The following is a 23,366-nucleotide window of genomic DNA, read 5'->3' as shown; positions in this document are numbered from 1 at the left end:
GTTCTGGGGCATAAATTACTTGTAGCGGAGACAACATGCACAGTAGTTCAACTTCTGGATCGAGGCCTTGCCTTAATTCATTAACTTTCTCTCTCCCGTTGAAAGCCCTTGCTTTAAGTACTCTGTTAATTCCTTTTCATAGTATTAATGCAAGTAAGACTTACCAATATGATAATGTCGTCAATCATAATAAATTGACTGTCGTTTCAGTGGAAAATCCAACGACCGTTTTTAAAGATGGTCAACATTTGCATGGTTTTGGTTATGACCTTGCACGTAACTATGCAGATAGCTTAAATGTAAAGCTAGACTTCAAAACGGTTCCTGATAATGCCACGGCACTCAAATGGGTCGCTCAAGGCAAAGCAAATTTTGCAATGACAACCGCCAGCGTTCAAACGATTGAACAAAAGCATTTGTCTACTTTTTCTGCAACTTGTGGTGATTTGAACGTTTTACGTAAAAATGGCCTCAATACTGAGCTGAATTGGGTGTTTAAACATGCGAATGATCCACTCACCCAAACAGCCAGCGGATTCGTATGTCAAAGTAAACAATCAGGTTCAATTGGTCAATTGGCCTCTTTTTACAACCGCAATGTCGTGAAGCCTGAAAACTGGAATACGATTCAACGTGATTTGCGTCAACGTATGCCGATCTATAAGGCCAGTTTTAAAAGCACAGCGCAAAAATACGACTTAGATTGGCACTTGTTAGCGGCCATTGGTTATCAAGAATCTTATCTTAAACCGAACTCTGTTTCTCCTACAGGTGTTCGTGGTTTGATGATGTTGACCAATAGCACGGCCAAAGCAATGGGCGTGAATAACCGTACCGACCCTGCACAAAGCATTCAAGGCGGTGCTAAGTACTACGACCAAATGCTGAGCCGCTATACCGATATTCCGTTCCCTGACCGCAACTGGTATGCACTAGTTGCCTACAATATGGGGCCAGGTGCGGTGAGCCAGATTCAAAAACGCATTCAAGCGCAAGGTAAAGACCCAAATAACTGGCTCAATCTTTATGCTTATTTAGAGCATAACCAAGCCAAAAATGGGCGCTACCGACAAGCGCTTCAGTATGTGACACGTATCCGTGCCTATCTTGAGCACATTAAAACCACGCCACAGTTGGTCAATATCTAAACTTTGAATACCCAGAATTGATCATCATCGCAAAAAAAAGCTTACCTTTTGAGGTAAGCTTTTTTTGTTTCAGAATACTTAAGCTGTTAGCTCAAGTACTTTCTTAAATAAATCTTTTTGCTCTTGGCTTGGCTTTGCCGTTTGCAATGCCATTAATTGGGACATATCACCCTGAACTTTTATTTTTCCTGTCATGAATGCTTGCATTGCTGCTGCCATATCAAACTCAAGGAAGACTTTACGTAAAGTTTCAGCGTCCATGTTCAAGGTTGTTTTCGCATTTGAAGACAAGCCTTTTTTAATTGCACCACCATCTAAAGATAATTCGGTATTACCCGCATTGTCAGCAACAACTAAGTTAATTGCAAGATTTGCAAGTGCAGGTGGAAGGTTTAGATTCCCCGCTTGAGCAGTTAATGTTTCTACGGTTGAAAACCAATCATCAGTTAAAAAAGCAGGCATGATGTTTCCTCAATTCTTTGTTCGTTGTGTGCTGCCTATCCAGACGGCATCATTGTGAAGCTAAATACGCTTGCAGATTGTTATAGCATGTATATCTTATATGTGCCTAAAGTTTTTTGTACGTACCGTTCATATTTTATATTTCTTATACAAAGTTTATCAAAATCATTCACATAAAAAAAACACCAATCAATGATTGGTGTTTTGCATTGGCTGAAATGACAAAATTAATCTGCCACAAAGCCAAGATTGACCATGTTAATCCGTTTGCTTTCAGGTTCATCTTCCGTTGAACAACTTTCACCCTTAAAGTCGAACTCTCGTTCACTGTCTAAGGCTTCAAAGTCAAACAACTCACGATCGGCCAATTGTGATGGGGACACATTTTGCAAGGCACCAAAAATACTGTGTAGGCGTTTTGGATGGGCCTTATCCCACTCTCGCAGCATGTCATTCAACATAGCGCGTTGCAGATTTTCCTGAGAACCACACAAGTTGCACGGAATAATTGGAAACTGACGCATTTCGGCATATTTGATGATGTCTTTTTCTTCCACATAAGCCAGTGGACGAATCAAGATATTCTTTTTATCAGAAGACAACAACTTGGGTGGCATCGCTTTCAAACTGCCACCATGGAACAAGTTTAAGAAGAACGTCGCCAAGATATCATCACGGTGATGTCCCAATGCTACTTTGGTTGCCCCTATTTCTTGTGCAAAGCCGTATAAAGAACCACGGCGTAAACGTGAACACACTGCACAATAGGTCTTGCCCTCAGGCGTCAACCGTTTGGTAATGCTATAGGTATCTTTTTCTAAGATATAATAAGGAATATTATTTTCTTCTAAATAGCGCGGCAATACATCTTCTGGGAAACCAGGCTGCTTCTGGTCCAAATTCACCGCCACCACATCAAAATTGATCGGTGCAATGCGTTTAAACTGCAACATAATATCGAGTAAGGTGTAACTGTCCTTACCACCTGAAATGCAGACCATCACTTTATCGCCTTCTTCGATCATTTTAAAATCACGAATGGCATGACCCACCTGACGGCGTAGCTTTTTCAACAAACGATAATACGCAGAGCTAGTGGGTAGTTCTGGTTTAAAATTAAATCCCTGATCGGACTCAACTGGCGAGAACATAGACGAGTTAAACCTTAAAAAAAATACCGCGCAATTTTATCCGATTCGTCGTCATCTCGCACCTAAAGAATGTAAATTCTCATGAATTGTCATTGCTGTCATATTCATGTATTAAAATCGGTTTAACTTTGAACGATTGCGTTCATTTTCTGGCTGAACTGCTTATCTTTTGGACTTTTCCACATTTTTCCACAAAAGCTGTGGATAACTTTGTGGATTCTAGCAGGCTTGACAAGGTGTTCATCCCATACTTTAAGGCTTCTATTTAAATTGATCATTTTTTGATCAATTTATTTTTTGTTTAATTTCAATATCTTATCTTAGTCAAGCAATCCTCATTAAAAATAAATTAATTATTTTTTTTGATTACTCTCTCAGCAATTGGACTTGATTTTTACAAAGTCATAGATTTTTTGAACTTAAAATAGTTTCAGGCTGTTATTTTTTTGCTAAACTCAATTCTAGTCACTGAAAACGATTTTTTACGATTAATAATAGATAATGAAAAATAAGCTGCTTTTGACTCATTTTTATGTTTTGGGGTGTATGACGATTTCGTTCATAGCACTGAATTGTCACGCAGGTCAAACCATCTATCAACTCAAAGATTCGAACGGCACGACTTTGTTGACCAATAAACAAAGTCGTTATAGCAATTTAAAAGTTGAAAAGAAAACCTATTATCCAGACAGCAACATCCACAGCTATAGCAATTGGGGAGCATCTGAATCCTCGGTATTACCCAGTTATAGTCGCAACAAAAATGCTTTTGACCACATTATTCGCCAAGCAGCGCAAACCCATGGTGTTTCAGAAGGCTTAATCAAAGCCGTGATGCATACAGAATCAGGCTTTAATGTGAATGCCCGCTCTCCTGTTGGTGCACAAGGCCTAATGCAACTGATGCCAGCAACTGCTCGTCGCTTCAATGTCTCGAATGCATACGATCCACAACAAAACATTAACGCTGGTGCAAAATACCTTGCGTGGTTGATGAAACGCTTTAATGGTAATACCAGCCTTGCCCTTGCAGGCTATAATGCGGGCGAAGGCAATGTGCAAAAGTATGGTGGCATTCCACCGTTTCGTGAAACGCAAGACTACGTGAGACGTGTCAGCAGTCGATATAGCAATTTATATTCAGGCAGCTTAAATATCAGTTCAAATAGTCCAGCAAGCAATACTCAAGTCATTGCGCAATCTGCTAACTATAATGAAGACTCAGCCCCAAGCACACAGTTGAGCGTGAGTCGCACTGCGCCTGCACGCCAAATCATTCTAGCCTCTGATGGCAGTTATACTGATGCCCCGGGTTCCTATGCCACCACAAATGCAACCGCCTCCGCCCGTATTCATATTTCTGAATAATTTTTATAGCAGTTTTATTATTTTTTCTTGAATTTTGAAGAATTTCACCTCATATTGAGATCAATGATTTTTGATTTATAAATCAGATTATTTTTTTATTATAAGAGGATTTTCTCAATGATGCGGATTGGTTTGTTCTTGCTAACCAACCTCGCGGTACTGGTTGTAGCTGGCATTATCTTGTCACTCTTCGGTGTCGGTAGTTACCATGGCGCGGGTGGCTTAAATCTAGGTAACCTTTTGGTTATCTGTTTTGTCTTTGGTATGGTTGGCTCAATGATTTCTCTATTCATGTCAAAATGGATGGCGAAGAAAACAACTGGTACAGAGTTAATTGACCCCAATGCCCCACGTAACCAAGCTGAAGCATGGTTGCTACAAGAAGTCGCTCAATTGGCGCAACGTTCTGGTATTAAAATGCCAGAAGTCGGTATTTTCCCCTCTTACCAATCGAATGCCTTTGCTACAGGTTGGAACAAGAACGATGCATTAGTTGCCGTTTCTACTGGCTTACTTGAGCGTATGAATAAAGACGAGCTTCGCGCAGTCTTGGCTCACGAAATTGGTCACGTGGCCAATGGTGACATGGTGACTTTGGCGCTCGTTCAAGGTGTCGTGAACGCCTTTGTGATGTTCTTTGCACGTGTTGCAGGTGATTTTATTGATCGTAACGTCTTTGGACGTGAAGACGGAGAAGCACCTGGTTTAGCTTATTTTGCCATTACTATTGTGCTTGATATTGTCTTTGGTGTTTTAGCTTCTGCAATCGTGATGTGGTTCTCCCGCTACCGCGAATATCGTGCAGATGAAGCAGGTGCCCGTCTTGCAGGCAAACAAGCGATGATTTCAGCCTTGTTGCGTTTACAAGCAGAATCACAACTTCCAGATGCCATGCCTAAAGAAATGAAAGCGTTTGCGATCGCGGCAGGTCAAGAGCAAGGCTTTAGTTTAGCCGCTTTGTTCCAAACCCACCCGACGATTGAACAACGTGTTGCTGCTTTACAACAGCTCGATTGTCCATAAAAACTCGTTCACTAGATTTTAAAAAGCCTCCTCTTGGAGGCTTTTTTGTGACTCTGCATCACAGATGCATCTTCATTCAATCGTCACTTCGATACAGCGTAATAAACTGCCATTTGGGTCAATGATACAAAACTGGCGGATCTCATCAAAATCCTGAATATCAGTCATACGGGCAGTTTCCCACAACGCCCAATTCACTTTAGACCAATATTCATAATAGGGGTGAATCTTCGCTGCGCGAATACAGGCACTATGCCATGAACTGTTTGGATCTAAATGTGGATGATGGAAAAATTCCAGTGTCATCATACCCAAACGCAAAATCATCCACTCTGCGGACTGATAGATCAAATCAAAGCCCAAGCTTTGGTAAAATGAAGCCGTGCATACCAAATCAATCGCTGGCAAATTATCCGTAATCTGACCTTCAAATTTCATCAGCAGCTATCCTAGGTTTAGTCCTTGTAACCAATGCCACATCACACTGCCACCCCACCATAATAAGCCAATAAAACAGACCAAGAAGATCAGGCCAAACAAATCGGGGATGTGTAGCCAAAGCCATGCAATTACTGGATTTCGCCAAAATGCGGACTGTTGCTGTTTCTTTTCCAATTTTTCATGAAGAAAGGGATGAGTCACATGATGCTCTGAATGAATTTGGTATTCTTCCCGAATATGGTCATGAACCACATCCAGTGCTTTACGACTCGGACGGATAAAAATATCAAACAATGTCCCTAATACAGGGATAAAACCAACGACGGCATCAATCATCGCCAGCTTCAACACTGGACTTAATTTCTCTTGCGGCACGCCAATTTGTTTGGCTTTATAAATGGCATAACAAGTCAAGGCAAAACCCGCGATATCCCCAGCGATGGGAACAGTACTCAGCGCTGCATCGGCACCTACACCCTGCTTGGTGAACGGAATACGCACCACCGAATCCATCATATTGGCATATTTGGCCAAATCACGCTCTAAACGAATGACATCTTGCTGGCTCATTTTTTTTGTTCTAAGGGTTCAGGCATGTTGGTACTGACCTCCATTATTTCAACCACATTAACATCATAAAACCACTGAATTATGCTGGTTTTTATCACTTTTTTCTGTGCTAACTTTGTGCTGAAACAAGTGCTTATAGGCTTAGGACAAGCTTAAAATTTGCGATGCAATCAGCAGATATACCACCACGCCTGATGCATCACAAATTGAAGTGACCAAAGGTGCAGATGCACTGGCTGGGTCGAGTTTCATGCGGTTTAAGATAAACGGCAGACTCATACCAATCAGACACCCCATCAACACAATACCCATCATACTTAGCGCCAAAACCACGGCGACCAAAATATCCCCACGGAAATAGCCCAAAATAGAGACTGCCGTTGCCATGGTCCCACCTAAGCACAGCGCAACCAGACTTTCACGTCCGAGCAAATAAAACCAGTCTTTAAAATGTACATCACCCGTTGCTAGTGCGCGTACCATTAAAGTTGCGGATTGGGACCCTGCATTTCCGCCACTTCCCACCAGTAAAGGGAGGAAAAATACCAAAACGATATGTGCTGCAATCAAGTCTTCAAAATGCGCAATTCCCAGCCCTGAGAGTAAACTGCCAAAAACCAGAAATACCAACCAAAACACCCGCTTCTTATACAGTAAGAGGATTGGAGCCGTTTTAATACTCATCTGCGGACTGGCCGCAACCGCACTACTTTTTAAAATATCTTCTGTGGTTTCTTGTTGTACCACATCCATTGCATCATCGTAGGTCACAATCCCCAATAGACGCTGCTGCTCATCAACGATTGGCAAAGCCATAAAATCATAATGGGCCAGTTTCTGTGCGATGCTTTCCTGATCTTCACTGACTAAACCCGTGATGACATGGTGAGTCATAACCTGTGCAATAGATTGCTCAGGCGGGGCTTGGATGATTTGTCTCAGCGAAATCACCCCTTGCAGACGATGCAATGTATCAATGACATAAATTAGATATAAAGTTTCACTTTCCGCTGCATGTAACCGTATATGTTGAATCGCCTGTTGCATAGTCATTTCAGCATGTACCGTAATGACCTCAGTGGTCATGATGGCGCCCGCGGACTCAGCAGGATAATCCATCAAGGTCTTCAGTTGGACTTGAATCTGCGCATCTAATTTAGAAAAAGTTGAGTTTGAAGCGCGAGAGGCAAGCTTTGAAATAAATCGGTGCGATCATCCGAATGCATGTGAGCCAGTAAGCTCAGCAGCAAAGTCTGAGGCAATTGCGCTGCTAGCTGCTGCTGCTCGGTCAACGCTAAAAACTCAAAAACATAACTGGCTTGAGGTAATTGTTCCAATAGCTGAATTTGCGCAGGTATAGGCAGACCCATTAAAATATCAGCCAAATCCGCAGTGCTGTACTGTTTTAGGCTTTTGATAAAAGCATGGTTATCGGGCTGATTTAGCTGATCTTCAAAATCTTGCTGTGAAAATGATGGATTTGGCATATACCACTCAAATATTGTTCTTCTTTATTTGTCCGAGTATAGCAAAGGATCTTTAAATATCTGGAGCTTCCTGTGGCTACAGTTTAAAGATCCGCTATGCATATTAAACTCTATACATGTTTCGGCTTGGACTTAGACTTCATCCTGCTGAGTTCTCCCATGAAACACATGACGAACCAGAACATACATTAAAGGTATAAACAACAATACCAGCACGGTTCCAAAAATCACTCCACCGAGTACACTTACTCCAATTTCCTGACGACTTGCCGCCCCTGCACCAAAGGCAAAAACCAAAGGGGTCACACCTGCCCCAAAAGCCAAAGATGTCATTAAAATCGGACGTAGACGTAGGCTGGCCCCTTCTAATGCAGCTTGAATTGCTGTTTGACCTTTTTGCTGTGCCAATGAGGCGAATTCCACAATTAAAATCGCATTTTTGCAGGATAAACCAATCGTGGTGAGTAATGCGATCTGGAAATAAATATCATTTGGAAAGCCCGTCAGATAACTAAACAAAATATTACCACCAATCCCTAATGGAATCGCACTCATCACTGCCGTTGGAATACTCCAACTCTCATACAGTGCCGCTAAACATAAAAAAATAAAGCCAATGGAGACCAAATACAGGAGCAATGCTTGGTTATTAGACTTATTTTCTTCATAAGATAAACCACTCCAAGCCAGATCAATCCCCTCATGTGCTTGTAGCATTTTCTGGACATCTTGCATGGCTTGACCCGAACTGACGTTTCTGGCGGTATCTGCTTCCATTTCTAGGGCGGTATAACCCATAAAACGATTTACCACTTCAGGACCGCCACTCCAAGATACTTGAGAAAAATTGCTAAATGGAATCATTTGGTTCAGATCATTACGCACCGTCCAAGCCTGAAGATCTTCAGGTTTAGAACGGAACGCGGCATCAGCCTGCATAATCACCCGCTTAATCCGACCACGGTCAATGAAATCATTGATATAAGTTCCACCCCATGCACTCGACAAGGTACTGTTAATCGCAGTTTGACTAAGCCCATTGGCTAATGCCTGCTGTTGGTTAATATCAACCTTGAGTTCAGCTTTATCGGGGTTAGAACGTTTATCTAAATTGCTAAAACTAGAGTACTGCTTGGATGCTTCCTGCAAAGCCTTGAACTGTGCTTCTAAATAAGCACGACCTTCACCATTAATGTCTCGGATCCAGAACTCCATACCATCGGTTTGCCCCAAACCATTCACCGATGACGGCAAATTAATATTAATTTGTGCATTTCGATGTGCATTAAAATGAGCAATTGCACGCTCTCGAATCGCTTGCGCTGAGTTGTCCTTCCCCTTACGCTCATCCCAATGTTTGAGTGCAATAAAGCCTTGACCCAAGTTTTGTCCTGTCCCCGAGAAGTTACGCCCATAACGGATCATTACCAAATTGATATTGGCCTGTTCTTGGTCTAAGAAATATTGGCGAATCTCTTCTCCAACGACACGACTTTGACTCAGTGGTGCACCATCAGCCAATTTAAATTGCACACTTAAAATACCTTGATCTTCACTTGGAATAAAACTGGTCGGCAAAGCCCGGTAAAACAACGCAAACACGGTAATGAGTGCCACAAAGATGAGTAACATGATTTTACTGTGTTGAATCGTCTGAGTGCTTAATCGTAAATAATGCTGTTTTAACTGATCTAGCTTTAAGTTGAACCACGTTGCCCAACGGGCAGATTTATCATTCGGTTTCAAAATGAGGGCACATAAGGCAGGAGTGAGCACCAATGCCACCAATAAAGACAATGCCATGGCCGCCACTAAAGTGATAGAAAACTGACGATAAATCACTCCCGTTGAACCACCAAAAAATGCCATGGGAATAAATACAGCAGTTAACACCAAAGTAATCCCAATCAATGCTCCGCTGATTTCCTGCATAGATGTAATAGAGGCCTGCTCTGCACTCATATTCTGTTCATGCATCAACCGTTCAACGTTTTCCACTACCACAATCGCATCATCCACCAAAAGACCAATCGCTAAGACCAATGCAAATAGTGTTAAGGTATTAATACTCATCCCAAGTACGTATAAAATAGCAAGTGTGCCTAAAATCACGACAGGTACTGTAATGGTCGGAATCAGTGTTGCACGCCAGTTTTGTAAAAATACAAACATGACCACAATCACCAGAAGCACCGCTTCAAATAGTGTTTTGACGACTTCCTTAATCGACTCTTGCACAAAAGGTGTGTTATCACGCGGATAAACAATTTGATAACCTTCAGGCAGTTTAGAAGACAAGCGGGCAACTTCTTGTTTAATCAATGCAGACGTTGCTAAGGCATTGGCACCTGAGGACAGAGAAATCCCAATCCCAGCTGAAGGAAACCCATTAATGGTATTAAACGACTGGTAATTTTCCGCGCCCAGTTCAATCCGAGCCACGTCTTTTAAATAGATAAAACCGCCATCACGGTTCGATTTCACAATAATGTTTTCAAATTCTTCAACAGTTTTTAACCGTGTGCCAGATGTCACTTTAGCATTCAAATATTGATCTGATAGGGTTGGCAAATCGCCGATTGCCCCTGCCGCAACTTGGGTATTTTGCGCTTCAACCGCTGCACGAATATCACTGGGCATCAGTCCATATTGGCGTAGTTTATGTGGATTGAGCCATATACGCATAGCATACTGAGAACCAAAAACATCAACCTCTCCAACGCCATCAATACGGGCTAAGTCTTGCTCTAAGTGGGTCATCATATAATCTGACAACTCAATATTATTGCTTTTTCCTGTTTGGTCATATAGACCAATCACCATATGCGTATCGCCCAAAGACTTATAAACATTGACGCCTTGACGTTGTACATCTTCAGGTAAACGGTTAATCACACCATTGACCGCATTTTGTACTTGAACCTGAGCAGTATCAGGATCGGTACCATTTTCAAAGCTAATGCTGATTCGACTACGACCATTTGAATCGCTACTGGAGCTAAAATAAAGTAAATGATCAATCCCTTTTATCTGTTGTTCTAAAACCTGAGTGACACTTTCTTCTACAGTCTCAGCCGATGCCCCTGTGTATGTTGCACCTACCGTAATTCTAGGCGGTGCAATATCTGGATAACGTTCCACAGGCAACTGAAAGGTTGCAAACAAACCAAATGCCATGACAATAATTGCGAGTACACCTGCAAAGATTGGCCGATGAATAAAAAACTTAGAGAGCATGGAATGGTGTTACTCTAGGGTTAGGGTCTGAATCTAAAAACTTCATGTAACTACATGCATGATCTTCCATGACGAATCATTAAAAAACAAGACCTAACAACATGAAAGAGAACATTAAAGCGAAATATGAAGAAACTATGAAGAAATATTTTTGACCATTTGATGACAACCACTAATTTTCTGTAGTTAGACATGAATTTGACATGTTTAATCCAAATACTAACGACACAACACTAACTAAACTTTGAAGGCAAAAAGCTAAAAATGCGCTATCGCTTACAAGGTCTCTAGGCTTAGCTGACAATCAGCAGGATAATAAAAACGGTACAGTTGTAGCTACAATACCCCATCAATAATGAATACATTCAGGCTGTATAACTGATTATCGGGCATCGAGAGCAAAAATAGGTACGACCTAACCAGACTTAAATCGAATCCAACATACAACAAGCAACACCATCCGATTTTATGGTCATGTGCATGCCATAAGGCTAATAGCCCATCTTTATATCCTTCTCGCTGAAAACGATTCCCCCCTTTTAGACTGGTGTGCAATCTCGGTTATAAATAAGAGAAAGATACACTGGCAACGTTTTAAATATTTATTAAAGCAAGTTTAGATTGCATTTTCACTAATTACACAGCTCTCGGTCATAAAGCAATTCACAGCTTTTAGAAGCAAAGAAGCTCGTTATTTACATTCCCGAAGCAATTAGATTATATTTTCTGCTCAGCGCACCTCGCTTCGTTTTTCAATGGCATTCGGTAAAAAATAAAAATATGAGTATATGGTTCTGCACTCTTTATCTAGCTTTATCTAAAAGCACAACGGCATTCATCACATCTTTAAGCGACTTTTAATATAACTTGAGTATTGTGTTTAAAATTTTAAAATAATGGCAGCTATGACTCTATATTCCCCATTTAAAGGTAGCTCTGGCGTTAAACGCATTTTAAATGCAACGCAATATTCTCTTTCTGGTTTCAAAGCCGCTTTTGCCCATGAAGCTGCTTTTCGTCAAGTTCTTTGGATTAATCTCATTCTTATTCCTGTGAGCTTTTTATGTGATGTGAGCCGTTTTGAACAAGCTTTAATGGTTGCAGTCTGTTTACTGGCGCTCATTGTTGAATTATTCAACTCGGCAATTGAAGCCGTGGTGGATCGAATCTCTCTTGAACGTCATGAACTTTCAAAAAATGCCAAAGATATGGGCAGTGCTGCACAATTCGTTTCTTTGAGTATGATCTTTATTATATGGCTATTTATATTAATCCCTTAAAATTTCAAATCTGATCGCCCAGTTGATATCTAATCACAATTAAAATCACCAGCCATAAAAAAACCCTGCTTTCGCAGGGTTTTTTGAATCAAGTCAAAGCTTAGTGAGCTGAGAATTGGTTCATTGTGTTCTTAGCATCATCGTGCGCTTTAAGAGCGTTGTCACCAGAGAAGATTTCTTTGTGATCATCACCGATGTCAGAACCCGCCATTGCTTGGTGTTTAACACAAGCGATACCACCACGGATTTCTTTACGTTGTACGCCAGCAACATAAGCCAACATACCTTCAGAACCGAAGTAACCTTGTGCAAGCTCATGAGTAGAAAGAGCAGCAGTGTGGTAAGTAGGAAGTGTGATCAAGTGATGGAACACACCCGCTTCACGAGAAGCATCAGCTTGGAATGTACGTACTTTCTCATCAGCATCAGCAGCTAATTCAGTTGCATCGTACTCAGCGCTCATTAATTTAGCACGGTCGTAAGCAGAAACGTCTTTACCTTCAGCAACCCAACGGTCGTAAGCTTGTTGACGGAAGTTTAAAGTCCAGTTGAATGATGGGCTGTTGTTATAAACAAGCTTAGCATTTGGAACTGTTTCACGTACACGGTTAACCATGTGAGCGATTTCTTCAACGTTTGGAGTTGCAGTTTCGATCCAAAGAAGATCCGCACCATTTTGAAGGCTAGATACACAGTCAAGTACAACACGGTCAATTTGAGTGTCAGCACGGAACTGGTATAAACCAGAAGCTAAACGCTTAGGACGGTGTAATTTACCATCACGTTTGATCAAGATTTCATCTTCTTGAGCATCAGCGATGTCAATTTCAGTTGTGTCTAAGTAGCTGATGTATTGAGAAGCAATGTCACCTGGCTCTTTAACCACTGGGATTTTTTGAGTCAAGTCAGCGCCTTCAGAGTCAGTACGCGCAACGATGATACCGTCATCAAGACCCATTTCTAAGAATGCATAACGTAATGCATGGATTTTAGCGATGAAGTCTTCGTGTGGAACAGTTACTTTACCAGCTTGGTGACCACATTGTTTAGCATCAGATACTTGGTTTTCGATTTGAAGTGCACAAGCACCAGCTTCGATCATTTTACGAGCAAGTAAGTAAGTTGCTTCTTCGTTACCGAAACCAGCGTCGATGTCCGCAATAATTGGCACAACGTGAGTTTGGAAACCGTCGATTTGAGCAGTGATTTCAGCAGCTTTAGCAGTATCACCCGCTTCGTTTGCTTTTTTAAGCGCACGGAATAAATCGTTAAGTTCTTTCGCATCAGCTTGACGAAGGAAAGTGTAGATTTCTTCGATCAAAGCAGGTACTGAAGTTTTTTCGTGCATAGATTGGTCAGGAAGTGGACCAAATTCTGAACGAAGTGCAGCAACCATCCAACCAGAAAGGTAGATATAACGACGTTCAGTTGTACCGAAGTATTTTTTGTTCGCAATCATTTTTTGTTGTGCGATGAAACCGTGCCAGCAACCCAAAGATTGAGTGTATTTGCTAGAATCAGCATCATAAGCAGCCATATCACGACGCATAATCGCAGCTGTGTATTTAGCAATGTCTAAACCAGTTTTAAAACGGTTTTGTAATTGCATACGCGCAGCATCTTCAGGACTGATGTCTGCCCAAGTGCTACCGAATTTTGCTTTTAATTCGCGGATTGCATCAATCGCTGTTTGGTATGTAGTCATGATATTTCCTGTAATAATATTAGGATTTTCTTCAACGAATGGCTAAAATCAGACCCTCGAGCTTTTGCTTAGATTTAGAGCGCTTCGTTGCGATGAATACAGATTAGATTGGCAGAAAAAATTAATCCAATATTCTGCATTAATTTTCGGTATTTATTTAAAAAATGGGTAGATAAAAGTCGAATTATATTTTACTAATTTCAATTCAAGCATATGTTATTTATGATTTTATATAAAATATAAAATGCTTTAAATTTAAACATTAAGTTCAATATTTCTTCATTAGACTTAAGTCTCGGCAGTTCAAAAAAACAGTTTAAACTAGAAATCAATGTTTCATTTAGCTCAAATGACAAAAACCATTTGCTTGGGTTAAAGTGTATTTTTCACACATTTATTCCACTAATAATAGTAATTTCAAGCCAATTTTTTTGCCTAAATTACCATCAACCATCGTGCCTTCCCAATCTAAATATTGACCCAAATTCCAATAGATTTTCAGATTAAAAACATTCTATTTAGCGCACCTTTTAAGAAGAATTCCGAATACAGTTTGATGCTTTTTTTTTCATCAGTTTCTCACACAAGCCCGATGGCTTATGGCATAATGCAAACAATTTCATGATTTTATTCTCGGTATTTTTTTTATGAATCTGGAGCGGGTTGATCTAAACCTATTAATTTACTTGGACGTACTCTTACGTGAAAAAAATGTAACCCGAGCTGCTGAACAATTGGGTGTCACCCAACCAGCTATGAGTAATATCCTACGTCGCCTTCGTAACTTATTTAACGACCCTCTCCTGATACGCTCTTCCGAAGGGATGACTCCCACAGAACGTGCTTTAGAATTACAACCGCGCATTCGCGACGCACTTTCCGATCTTTCCATGATTTTGGAACCTCGTACCGAGTTCCGTCCTTATACCTCAAATCGCGTATTCCGTATTATGACTTCGGACTATGCTGAAGCAACTTTGGTTCCTCGTCTCGTGAAAGCGCTTCGCTCTGAAGCACCCAACGTCGTTTTAGACTTTTTAACCCCAAGTGACGTGTCCTATCGCGACATGGAACAAGGGAAAGTCGATTTAGCCATCAACCGCTTCAATGAAATTCCACAAAGCTTCCACCAAGTTCTTGTTTGGCGTGACAGTTTCTCTTGCCTACTTAACAGTAAACACCCTGCTGCTGGCAATTTGAACTTAAAAAGCTATTTAGATGCTCAACACATTTGGGTCTCTAAAACTGGTATGGGCGTTGGTTTCGGCGTCAACCCTGAAAAACAAGCTGGACTCGGCTGGATTGACCAAGCTTTGGAACGGATTGGGCAAAAGCGTAAAATTTCGGTCTTTACTCGCCACTACCAAATGCCTGCTCTACTGGCATCTAATGTCGACTTAGTTGCAACCTTACCAACACGTATTGCACGCTTACAAGCCAAGAGCCAAAGCCTACTCATCAAAGACCCTCCGTTTTACATTCCAGAGTTTGAGCTCAAGATGGCATGGTGTCCTCTACTCCATCATCATCCTGCGCACCGTTGGCTCAGACAACTCATTTTATATGTGGCACGTCAAATGATTGAGGAAGAAAATCGTGAGTTTCTGGGCAATAACTCACAATTCTCACATTATTAAGCATTCAAGTTCTAAATAATTCATTTTCATACCAATACTCAGGTATGATAGAAGGCAGTAATTTATTACTGCCTTCATTTTTTGTGTTAAAAATATTCATAATAACGATGAATCACAGGTGGATTCCGTGAGCCTTTTTCAAAACATAGTTATCATTCTAGTCCTAATTGCTGGGGCGGGTTTCTTGTCTCTGACAGAAATAGCACTAGCAGGAGCACGTAAAGTCAAGCTAAAAATCTTGGCTGAGTCTGGCGATGATCGAGCACAGAAAGTTTTGAATTTACAAGAAAATTCTGCCGACTTCTTTGCTGCTTCGCAGATTGGCTTAAATGCAGTGGCGATCTTGGGCGGTATTTTAGGTGAGGGGGCTTTTCGTCCTTATTTCATGACCTTTGTTTCTCGTTTTTATACAGGACCATGGGCGGAAACCATTAGCTTTGCATTGTCATTTACCTTAGTCACCTCCCTGTTCATTTTGTTTGCAGACCTCATGCCAAAACGTTTGGCTATGATTGCACCTGAGAAAATTTCGATTGCGGTGATCAACCCGATTCAAGTTTTTATTAAAGTCTGTAAGCCACTTGCTTGGATTATTAACGCAGTGGCCAATTTGCTGTTCCGTCTGTTTAAGGTCAACACGACACGGGATGACAACATTACCTTTGATGATATTTCTGCGGTGATGGATGCTGGTGCACAAGCAGGAGTCCTACAAAAGCAAGAACACCATTTCATTGAAAACGTATTTGAGCTAGAAGAACGAAATGTTCCATCTAGTATGACCACTCGTGAAAATGTCATTTACTTTACGTTGAATGAACCTGAAGAAAGTATTCGCCAAAAATTAGCTCAATATCCTTATTCTAAATTTCTTGTTTGCAGTGAAAATATTGACGATGTGATTGGCTATGTCGATGCCAAAGACATTCTGGTCCGCATTCTAAATAATCAATCTTTACTGCAACTCAACGAAAGTACCATTCGTAATGTACTCACCATTCCAGACACATTAACCTTATCTGAGTTATTAGACCGTTTCCGCTCCACCAAAGAAAAGTTTGCAGTCGTGATTAACGAATATGCTTTGGTCGTAGGTGTGATTACCCTCTCAGACATTATGATTACCGTCATGGGTGACTGGGTTACACCGATTGAGGCTGAGCAACAAATTATTAAACGCGATAATAATTCATGGTTGATTGATGGCAGTACACCCATTGAAGATATTAAGCACGCACTTGAAATTGATGAAATGCCAGATGAAGAGAATTATGAAACGCTTGCAGGTTTTATGATGTACCGTCTGCGAAAAATTCCACGTCCTGCCGACACTGTTGAATATGCAGGCTTTAAGTTTGAAGTCGTGGATGTCGATCATTTTAAAATTGACCAACTCTTAGTCACACGCCTACTTGAAGAAATCAAAACATCTGAAAGTAAAAGTGATGAAGAATAAGCTACTCTTCTTTTAATAAAAAACCTTGCCTCCAGTGCAAGGTTTTTTTTGAAATTCTCAAAGCATCTTTTGAGTTATACAAATTAAGTATCTCTACCATACTTTATAGATATATATTATTTTTTAGAAAAATAGAATGGAAAACCACATTTGTTTAAGAGCATTTAAAAATTCTGTTGAATTGCATACTATCGCTATCACTTGATTAATAAACAGACTTAACACGTTCAAAGGATTGATTCATGCTGACCATATTAGGTTTAGGCATGATTATGTGCTTCATGTACTTAATCATGTCTAAACGTCTGAGCGCCCTCGTTGCCCTAACTCTAATCCCTATCATTTTCGCTTTACTTACTTATGTTTTAAGTCTTTTTGTTGATAATTTAGCTGGATTTAATATTGCCGAACTTGGCGATATGATGATGGAAGGCATTAAAAAACTTGCACCGACTGGTGTGATGTTACTTTTCGCTATACTGTATTTTGCCATCATGATCGACACTGGGCTTTTCGATCCTTCAGTAAAATGGATTCTAAAGCAGGTTAAAGGTGATCCTTTAAAAGTGACTCTCGGTACCATTACCCTAACTTTAATTGTGTCTTTAGATGGTGATGGTTCAACCACTTACATGATCTGTGTCGCTGCAATGCTACCACTGTATAAGCGTATTGGTATGAGCCCTTTAATCATGGCTTGTTTAATGATGCTTGCGAGCGGCATCATGAACTTAACGCCATGGGGTGGACCAACAGCGCGGGCAGCAACCGCATTACATGTCGATCCAAATGATGTCTTTGTTCCTATGATTTTGCCAATGCTCGTTGCTATTGGATGGCTATACTTCCTCGGCTTTATGTATGGTCGTATGGAACGTAAGCGTATTGGTATTGTGGAATTAGACATTAGCCATGGCGACAGTATTCAAATTTCACAAGAACCTGAAGCCAACCGCGCGCACTTAAGATGGTTCAATGCACTATTGACCTTAGTACTTATGGTCTGCCTAGTGATGGGGCTATTGCCTGCAGCAATTCTGTTCATGGTTGCACTGTGTATTGCATTAGTGGTGAACTATCCTGATTTAGACATGCAAAAGCGTTTGGTGGGTAACCACTCTGCCAGTGCCTTAGCTGTAGTCGGGATTATCTTCGCGGCAGGTATTTTTACTGGCATTCTATCTGGTACAGGTATGGTTGAAGCCATGTCTCAAGAACTGGTTGCAATTATTCCTGAAAGTATGGGACCGTATTTAGCGCCAATCACGGCGGTGATTAGTATGCCACTGACTTTCTTTATGTCGAATGATGCCTTCTATTTTGGTGTACTGCCTGTGCTCTCTGAAGCCGCTGGACACTATGGTATCAGTCCTGTGGAAATGGCGCGCGCTTCAATTGTTGGTCAACCCGTACACTTACTTTCACCTTTGGTGCCATCGACTTATTTACTCTGTGGATTAGCCGGTATTAACTTTGGTGAACACCAAGAATTTACCATCAAATGGGCAATCATTACGTGTTTAGTGATGCTCGTCACTGCAGTGATCTTTGGTATTTTCCCACTCTATTCAACTCTCGGCTAAATAAACAGCATGCAATGATTCAAAGCACACCATTTTGAATCATCTTCACACATAAATACCCGATGGATCACATCGGGTATTTTTTCATTTATAATACGTTGAAATAACTATACAAATAGAGTCAAACTCATGTCTTTTTCATTGCCTGCTGTGCTGGCATATACCTTTTTTATTCTGCACTGTATTTAATTTATTACTATTTTTTCCAGTACAGTCACACCTTACTGATTGTTGCTGCTGTTGTTTTACTGATTTTGGCATGGCGTATCACACCTTATGCTTATGAACGTGGACAACGAAGCTTTAACGATACTCTGTCTTTTGGACAATATTTTTGGAATCCACTCATCACATGGTGGCGACTTTTTATTTGGCCTATCAGCCTACTATTGGCGTGGATTTTCAACTCATAAATACTAGTCGATAAAAAAGCACCCGGAGGTGCTTTTAATCCTGCGATCTTAACGACCATATAATTCAAGTAATTGATCTAAAGTCGCTTGATAATGAATGGTAATATCTTCAGCTAAGATTTTATAGGCACTGTCAAACTGAACCATTGGCCAGCCTTCTTTCCAAAATGGGAAGATGTTGTGTAAATCATGGGTCACGGTTGCATCTTCACGTACAATCGCCTGCGCAACTTGTGACAAGACTTGTGCTGTTTCCGCGCCATCAATTGCCATGTAGTCGATACCACGCACTTTTAAAATGCGAATACGGTCTTTCTTGTAGCGAATTTTTTTGGCTTGGGCATCATTAAGACCCAATGCCAAAGCCACAGCCTCAACAAACTTACTTTCAAAAGATTGGTTCAAAGCCACAATCGCAAGTTTATGTGCTTCTTGACGACCTGCTTTACCACCTTTACGGATCTCTTCTTTTGCCTCTGTATCAAGCACATCGTCTTTCATAGACTGCAAAATGTCTAAAATTTCGATATCACTTAAAGATTCAGGAGATTGATCAGTCATGAACTGCCCTTAGACAAAAAAATTGAATCGTCTATTTTCGCATAATTTGGCATGAAAAAATTAAATTCTTCATCATTTCATACTGAATATTCTGATTATCGTATTTTTTTGCACGATAACGACGCAAATCCTCTATAGTAAAGGCTATTTTTTCATACGTTCTTTTTTTGACGATGCAATCTAAACAAGTCCAACTGTTACTGCAACAATTAGAGACCCTTTACCCTGCTGCATTTAAGCGCAATTTTTTATTGTATAGCCAAATCAAAACACGTGGTATTTTGGATGACTGGCGAGAACTCGTTCCTTGGGTCTTGGCGGTGATGATTTTTATTCCGATCAGCCTTATTTTACAAAATTTTTTCTCAAATCATCTGGAAAAGTTGGATGCATTTCAAAGTCTGAGCTATGCCATTATTAGTATTTTATTGGTACTAATGTGGGTGCTACCCTTTGTCATTAAACAAATTAAACACTCATCGCACTCGCTCTATCAACTGTTACGTCACGCACCAATCAAGCTTACAGTTGTAATTCTCTTGAGTGGGCTGAATTTAATGTTCACTGAAAGCAGTTTGCTGATGTGGATCTTGTTTTATTTTGGCGTTAACTTTGGTTTTGTCCGCTTCTATAAAGAAAATTTATTTCGTGACCATAGCCAGTCGCTTGAGCATTATCAACTACAACAACTTAGACGCATCTGTTTTTGGGCCTACAAGCAAACGGTCAAATCGCGCCTTAAATTACGTCTAATTTCGAGTCAATCTAGCCATTACCAAGCCAGAAAAATACAATTGGGGCATGAAGCAGATTTATATGTAAAACTTCTCAAGTATGAACAGGCTTATTGCAAACAGATCAAACATCTCGATCTGGATAGTTATATTGATGAAAAATTATAAAAAACCGAGCAATGATGCTCGGTTTTTTATAGACAGCATTTATGCCGTTTGCTTTAAACTGCCGACTGGCAATAAGCTTGGATCCAGTATCACTTGATATGATCGTGTTTCATCTACGCTGTATTCTTTTTGCTTAATGGTATCAACAAATATCCAATCTGCCTGTACTTGCTCAGCAGTAAAACTGACTTTCAAATAGCCACGCTGATTTAAATTGCAATAATTCAGCTCATCAATCAAGGTTGTAAAAGCAAACTCAAACTCTTTGAGTTGTTGCATTGGAATAGACAAATACTTTTCCATACCGGGCGAGGAAACTGAGCTTGTCGCCAACTCCACGCCTACAAACTGCCCTGTTAAATCATGTAAGTCCGATGCCCATGCATTATGTGTATCACCAGCCAAGACCACAACTTTTTTATTCAAATACTGCAGTGTGCCGTACAGCGTCTCGCGTTCAACTGCATAACCATCCCACGCATCTAAATTGTAAGGAACCACAGTCTTAATACGAGACAACTGCTCTACCGTTAAAGAAGGGTCATTATTTAAGTAACGCAGTTTTATTTCGACCAATTCTTTAATCAGTTGATTCACCTGCACCAAAACTTCTGGAGTTACCGCGCCACTACTGATTGCACTGAGTACTTGTAACATTTCGGCTGGAACGAGCATTTTGCTCATCAACACCTGCTGACCCAAAACTTGCCATGTGGCTTTTGAGCTCGCAAGTTGCTGTGTTAACCATGCGCGTTGATTCAACCCGAGTAACGTTCGATTTGGGTCTTGCATATCTGTAGTAAAGCGTACAGCATCCAAACCCGATGCGGTTAAATAGTCCGCATAATCTAACTGTTTACTTCGCGCCAAGATGCGCGTATCCAACATATTCAACTGCACCAAATTACCAAAGTTAAACTGGCGATAAATATTTAAATGATCTTTTTCAGAAAGCGGACGGATTGGCATCCATTCAAAATACGCAGCCAGCGCGGCAAATTTACGTTCTGCAAAATCACCTTCTGTATCTGACTGATGGTTCTCAGCACCATCTTTCCATGTATCATTGGCTAACTCATGGTCATCCCATACCACAATAAACGGATGGCGTTGATGTGCAGCTTGTAAGTCTAGATCTAAGCGATATAAGGCATAACGTTTACGATAGTCATCTAAGTGAATAATTTCTAAGTTGTTATCATCCGCCAGCGCACGTCCCATCGCTACTGCTTCTTCTGTTGCGTAGCCCCCCATACCATACTCATAAATATAATCTCCCAAATGAATGACAACATCCACATCCTGTTTTGACATTTCTTTATAAATATGGAAATAACCCGCTGGATAGTTTGAACATGAACAAACTGCAAATTGAACGGCTTGCACCTCATCTGCTAAAGTCTTGGTTTGTCCGATCATCGAATAATTTGAAGCATATTTAAAACGATAGAAATAACTTTGCCCTGCAACTAAGCCAGTGGCATCGACTTTCACGGTAAAATCCTGCGTGGCAGTGGTCAGTACCTTCCCAGTTGCTACAATTTGTTTAAAGTCCGTGTCCTTTGCTACTTCCCACTGTACTTCTAAACGTGCACTAGTATCGCTAGGCGTCAAACGAGTCCAAATGATGACCTGCGTTTGCAAGGGGTCTCCACTTGCCACCCCATGTAAAAACTGTGCTTGAGTTGTCGGCTGTGTGTCGGAGTCTGAACCATCTCCTCCACATGCAGTCAGTGAAATCGGTAAAGATAACGCTCCAAATCCAGCCAAAGTTTTTTGAATCAGTTCTCGGCGGTTCATTTTTTTTGTCATGTGGATAGCCTAAAGACGATATGGACTTGAAATTTATGCGAAAAAGATGACATGCATATCTCAAGTCGATGACATTTTTATGAAGCCTGAACGAGTGCAGTACAGATGATTGTGCTAGTTTTTAAACATAAACTGCTGAATTGATTGAAAAGAAAGCAAATAAGCACAAATAGACTTGCCAATATTTATTTCCTCCTCTATTATTGCGCTCATGCCCGAGTGGTGAAATCGGTAGACACAGGGGATTTAAAATCCCCCGCCCACAAAGCGTGCCAGTTCGAGTCTGGCCTCGGGCACCATTCTTAAAACAATTAAGATGGTGCAATAAAAGAACCCAGCATAATGCTGGTTTTTTTATACCTATAATTTATAAATCAAAATCACTAAACCACAACAATATGAAAAAAATTCTAAGCTTTATTACTTTAATCCTGAGCCTTTCAAACACCACTCACGCAGAAACAAAGACATTAGAGACAAATACTGAAAAATTTTATGATCTATTCGCAGGGACCATCATTGAAAAAGACCAACAGCTTTACTTACATGCGTGTAAGTCTGTAGATGCAGAGTTTAAATTAAGTTTTAACCATACACGTGATGAACAACACATACGCACACTCATAAAAACTTATCCAAAGTTTTGGCTGAATCTCAGTGCAAATGCTGAAATGATTCAAGATCAATATGTGATGACGGTTGATGCAATTGAAAATGAGCACCTAAATCAAAGCTGTCATCTAAGTGACCTTTTAGATGAACTTTAAACCTTTCGTTCATCCAGTCTATCTCACGAACATAAGAATATAGAGAGTGATTCACCACTCTCTATTGACCACCAACTCTTCCATTTCAATATCCATATAACCTGCACCTTGCACCACCATCATCATGGCTTCTGCAATAAAGTCTGCAGCAGTATCATCCAAAGATGAATCCAGATCTTCAAAATGGGGCTTCATTTCATTTATTTCAGCGACAGTTGCATTGGCATATTGATAAATATCATCTTCAGACTTTGCTTTCACAATTTTCTTGGCAAAAGCTTCAACATGTTGTTTCACTTCGGCAACAAGAATATCTGGATAGTATTCATCATCAAACATAGGGAGAAGTAAATCTGCAAACAT

The 23,366-nt window shown here is 40.6% G+C and carries 18 protein-coding genes, 1 tRNA gene and 1 pseudogene; 10 read left to right on the top strand and 10 right to left on the bottom strand.

Going from position 1 to position 23,366, the window contains the following annotated elements:
- Positions 1–35 precede the first annotated feature (35 nt).
- Positions 36–1,148, top strand: coding sequence for an MltF family protein (locus ACZ8ZH_RS04400; protein WP_119063129.1), 1,113 nt, complete (start codon positions 36–38; stop codon positions 1,146–1,148).
- 78 nt (positions 1,149–1,226) lie between these two features.
- On the opposite strand, the gene ACZ8ZH_RS04395 is transcribed toward ACZ8ZH_RS04400, so the two are convergent.
- A complete protein-coding gene (locus ACZ8ZH_RS04395) occupies positions 1,227–1,610 on the bottom strand; it encodes an SCP2 sterol-binding domain-containing protein (protein WP_086208032.1) in 384 nt (127 codons plus the stop codon).
- A gap of 227 nt (positions 1,611–1,837) precedes the next feature.
- Positions 1,838–2,761: a tRNA 2-thiocytidine(32) synthetase TtcA gene (ttcA, locus tag ACZ8ZH_RS04390; protein ID WP_086208033.1), complete on the bottom strand. Its 924-nt coding sequence runs from the start codon at positions 2,759–2,761 to the stop codon at positions 1,838–1,840.
- Positions 2,762–3,262: 501 nt separating this feature from the next.
- Here ttcA and ACZ8ZH_RS04385 point away from each other — a divergent pair.
- Positions 3,263–4,129 carry a lytic transglycosylase domain-containing protein gene (locus tag ACZ8ZH_RS04385; protein WP_119063130.1) on the top strand — a complete coding sequence of 289 codons (867 nt, stop codon included), beginning with the start codon at positions 3,263–3,265 and terminating at the stop codon, positions 4,127–4,129.
- A 117-nt stretch (positions 4,130–4,246) separates the two neighbouring features.
- Positions 4,247–5,152, top strand: a complete 906-nt coding sequence (gene htpX / locus ACZ8ZH_RS04380; protein ID WP_058870051.1) for a protease HtpX — start codon at positions 4,247–4,249, stop codon at positions 5,150–5,152.
- A 72-nt stretch (positions 5,153–5,224) separates the two neighbouring features.
- Here htpX and ACZ8ZH_RS04375 read toward each other — a convergent pair whose 3' ends face one another.
- The 4 genes and pseudogenes from ACZ8ZH_RS04375 to ACZ8ZH_RS04360 all read right to left on the bottom strand — a co-directional run bounded on the left by ACZ8ZH_RS04375 (position 5,225) and on the right by ACZ8ZH_RS04360 (position 10,887).
- Positions 5,225–5,590 (bottom strand): VOC family protein, encoded by a 366-nt coding sequence (locus ACZ8ZH_RS04375; RefSeq protein WP_119063131.1) that lies wholly within the window; start codon positions 5,588–5,590, stop codon positions 5,225–5,227.
- A gap of 6 nt (positions 5,591–5,596) precedes the next feature.
- Positions 5,597–6,163, bottom strand: coding sequence for a DUF4112 domain-containing protein (locus ACZ8ZH_RS04370; RefSeq protein ID WP_470247859.1), 567 nt, complete (start codon positions 6,161–6,163; stop codon positions 5,597–5,599).
- A 141-nt stretch (positions 6,164–6,304) separates the two neighbouring features.
- Positions 6,305–7,650, bottom strand: a pseudogene (mgtE, locus tag ACZ8ZH_RS04365) (magnesium transporter).
- A gap of 132 nt (positions 7,651–7,782) precedes the next feature.
- Positions 7,783–10,887 carry a multidrug efflux RND transporter permease subunit gene (locus tag ACZ8ZH_RS04360; RefSeq protein ID WP_086208037.1) on the bottom strand — a complete coding sequence of 1,035 codons (3,105 nt, stop codon included), beginning with the start codon at positions 10,885–10,887 and terminating at the stop codon, positions 7,783–7,785.
- Positions 10,888–11,792: 905 nt separating this feature from the next.
- Between ACZ8ZH_RS04360 and ACZ8ZH_RS04355 the strand changes: the two genes are divergently transcribed.
- Positions 11,793–12,167, top strand: coding sequence for a diacylglycerol kinase (locus tag ACZ8ZH_RS04355; RefSeq protein ID WP_470247858.1), 375 nt, complete (start codon positions 11,793–11,795; stop codon positions 12,165–12,167).
- A gap of 100 nt (positions 12,168–12,267) precedes the next feature.
- Here the strand turns inward: ACZ8ZH_RS04355 and ACZ8ZH_RS04350 are convergent, their stop codons facing one another.
- Complete coding sequence (locus ACZ8ZH_RS04350; RefSeq protein ID WP_086208038.1) at positions 12,268–13,872, bottom strand: isocitrate lyase; 1,605 nt, start codon at positions 13,870–13,872, stop codon at positions 12,268–12,270.
- A 647-nt stretch (positions 13,873–14,519) separates the two neighbouring features.
- Between ACZ8ZH_RS04350 and ACZ8ZH_RS04345 the strand changes: the two genes are divergently transcribed.
- From ACZ8ZH_RS04345 to ACZ8ZH_RS04335, 3 genes are all read left to right on the top strand, one after another.
- The gene (locus tag ACZ8ZH_RS04345) at positions 14,520–15,509 is read left to right on the top strand and encodes a LysR family transcriptional regulator (RefSeq protein WP_086208039.1); all 990 of its coding nucleotides are present in this window, start codon (positions 14,520–14,522) and stop codon (positions 15,507–15,509) included.
- A gap of 127 nt (positions 15,510–15,636) precedes the next feature.
- Positions 15,637–16,965, top strand: a complete 1,329-nt coding sequence (gene paeA / locus ACZ8ZH_RS04340) for a polyamine export protein PaeA (protein ID WP_086208040.1) — start codon at positions 15,637–15,639, stop codon at positions 16,963–16,965.
- Positions 16,966–17,207: 242 nt separating this feature from the next.
- Complete coding sequence (locus tag ACZ8ZH_RS04335) at positions 17,208–18,548, top strand: CitMHS family transporter (protein WP_086208041.1); 1,341 nt, start codon at positions 17,208–17,210, stop codon at positions 18,546–18,548.
- Positions 18,549–19,009: 461 nt separating this feature from the next.
- On the opposite strand, the gene ACZ8ZH_RS04330 is transcribed toward ACZ8ZH_RS04335, so the two are convergent.
- Positions 19,010–19,522, bottom strand: a complete 513-nt coding sequence (locus tag ACZ8ZH_RS04330) for a hypothetical protein (RefSeq protein ID WP_086208043.1) — start codon at positions 19,520–19,522, stop codon at positions 19,010–19,012.
- A gap of 173 nt (positions 19,523–19,695) precedes the next feature.
- Between ACZ8ZH_RS04330 and ACZ8ZH_RS04325 the strand changes: the two genes are divergently transcribed.
- Positions 19,696–20,424 (top strand): hypothetical protein, encoded by a 729-nt coding sequence (locus tag ACZ8ZH_RS04325; protein ID WP_119063133.1) that lies wholly within the window; start codon positions 19,696–19,698, stop codon positions 20,422–20,424.
- A 39-nt stretch (positions 20,425–20,463) separates the two neighbouring features.
- Here the strand turns inward: ACZ8ZH_RS04325 and ACZ8ZH_RS04320 are convergent, their stop codons facing one another.
- Positions 20,464–22,236 carry an alkaline phosphatase D family protein gene (locus ACZ8ZH_RS04320; RefSeq protein WP_119063134.1) on the bottom strand — a complete coding sequence of 591 codons (1,773 nt, stop codon included), beginning with the start codon at positions 22,234–22,236 and terminating at the stop codon, positions 20,464–20,466.
- A gap of 213 nt (positions 22,237–22,449) precedes the next feature.
- On the opposite strand from ACZ8ZH_RS04320, the gene ACZ8ZH_RS04315 reads away from it, so the two are divergent.
- Positions 22,450–22,535: transfer RNA gene (locus tag ACZ8ZH_RS04315), tRNA-Leu, on the top strand.
- A gap of 99 nt (positions 22,536–22,634) precedes the next feature.
- A complete protein-coding gene (locus ACZ8ZH_RS04310; RefSeq protein ID WP_119063135.1) occupies positions 22,635–23,003 on the top strand; it encodes a hypothetical protein in 369 nt (122 codons plus the stop codon).
- A 51-nt stretch (positions 23,004–23,054) separates the two neighbouring features.
- Here the strand turns inward: ACZ8ZH_RS04310 and ACZ8ZH_RS04305 are convergent, their stop codons facing one another.
- The gene (locus tag ACZ8ZH_RS04305; protein ID WP_086208047.1) at positions 23,055–23,366 is read right to left on the bottom strand and encodes a DUF5713 family protein; all 312 of its coding nucleotides are present in this window, start codon (positions 23,364–23,366) and stop codon (positions 23,055–23,057) included.

The sequence above is a fragment of the Acinetobacter sp. SW-226 genome (genome assembly GCF_055632855.1).
This window is presented reverse-complemented; position numbering and strand designations above follow the sequence as displayed.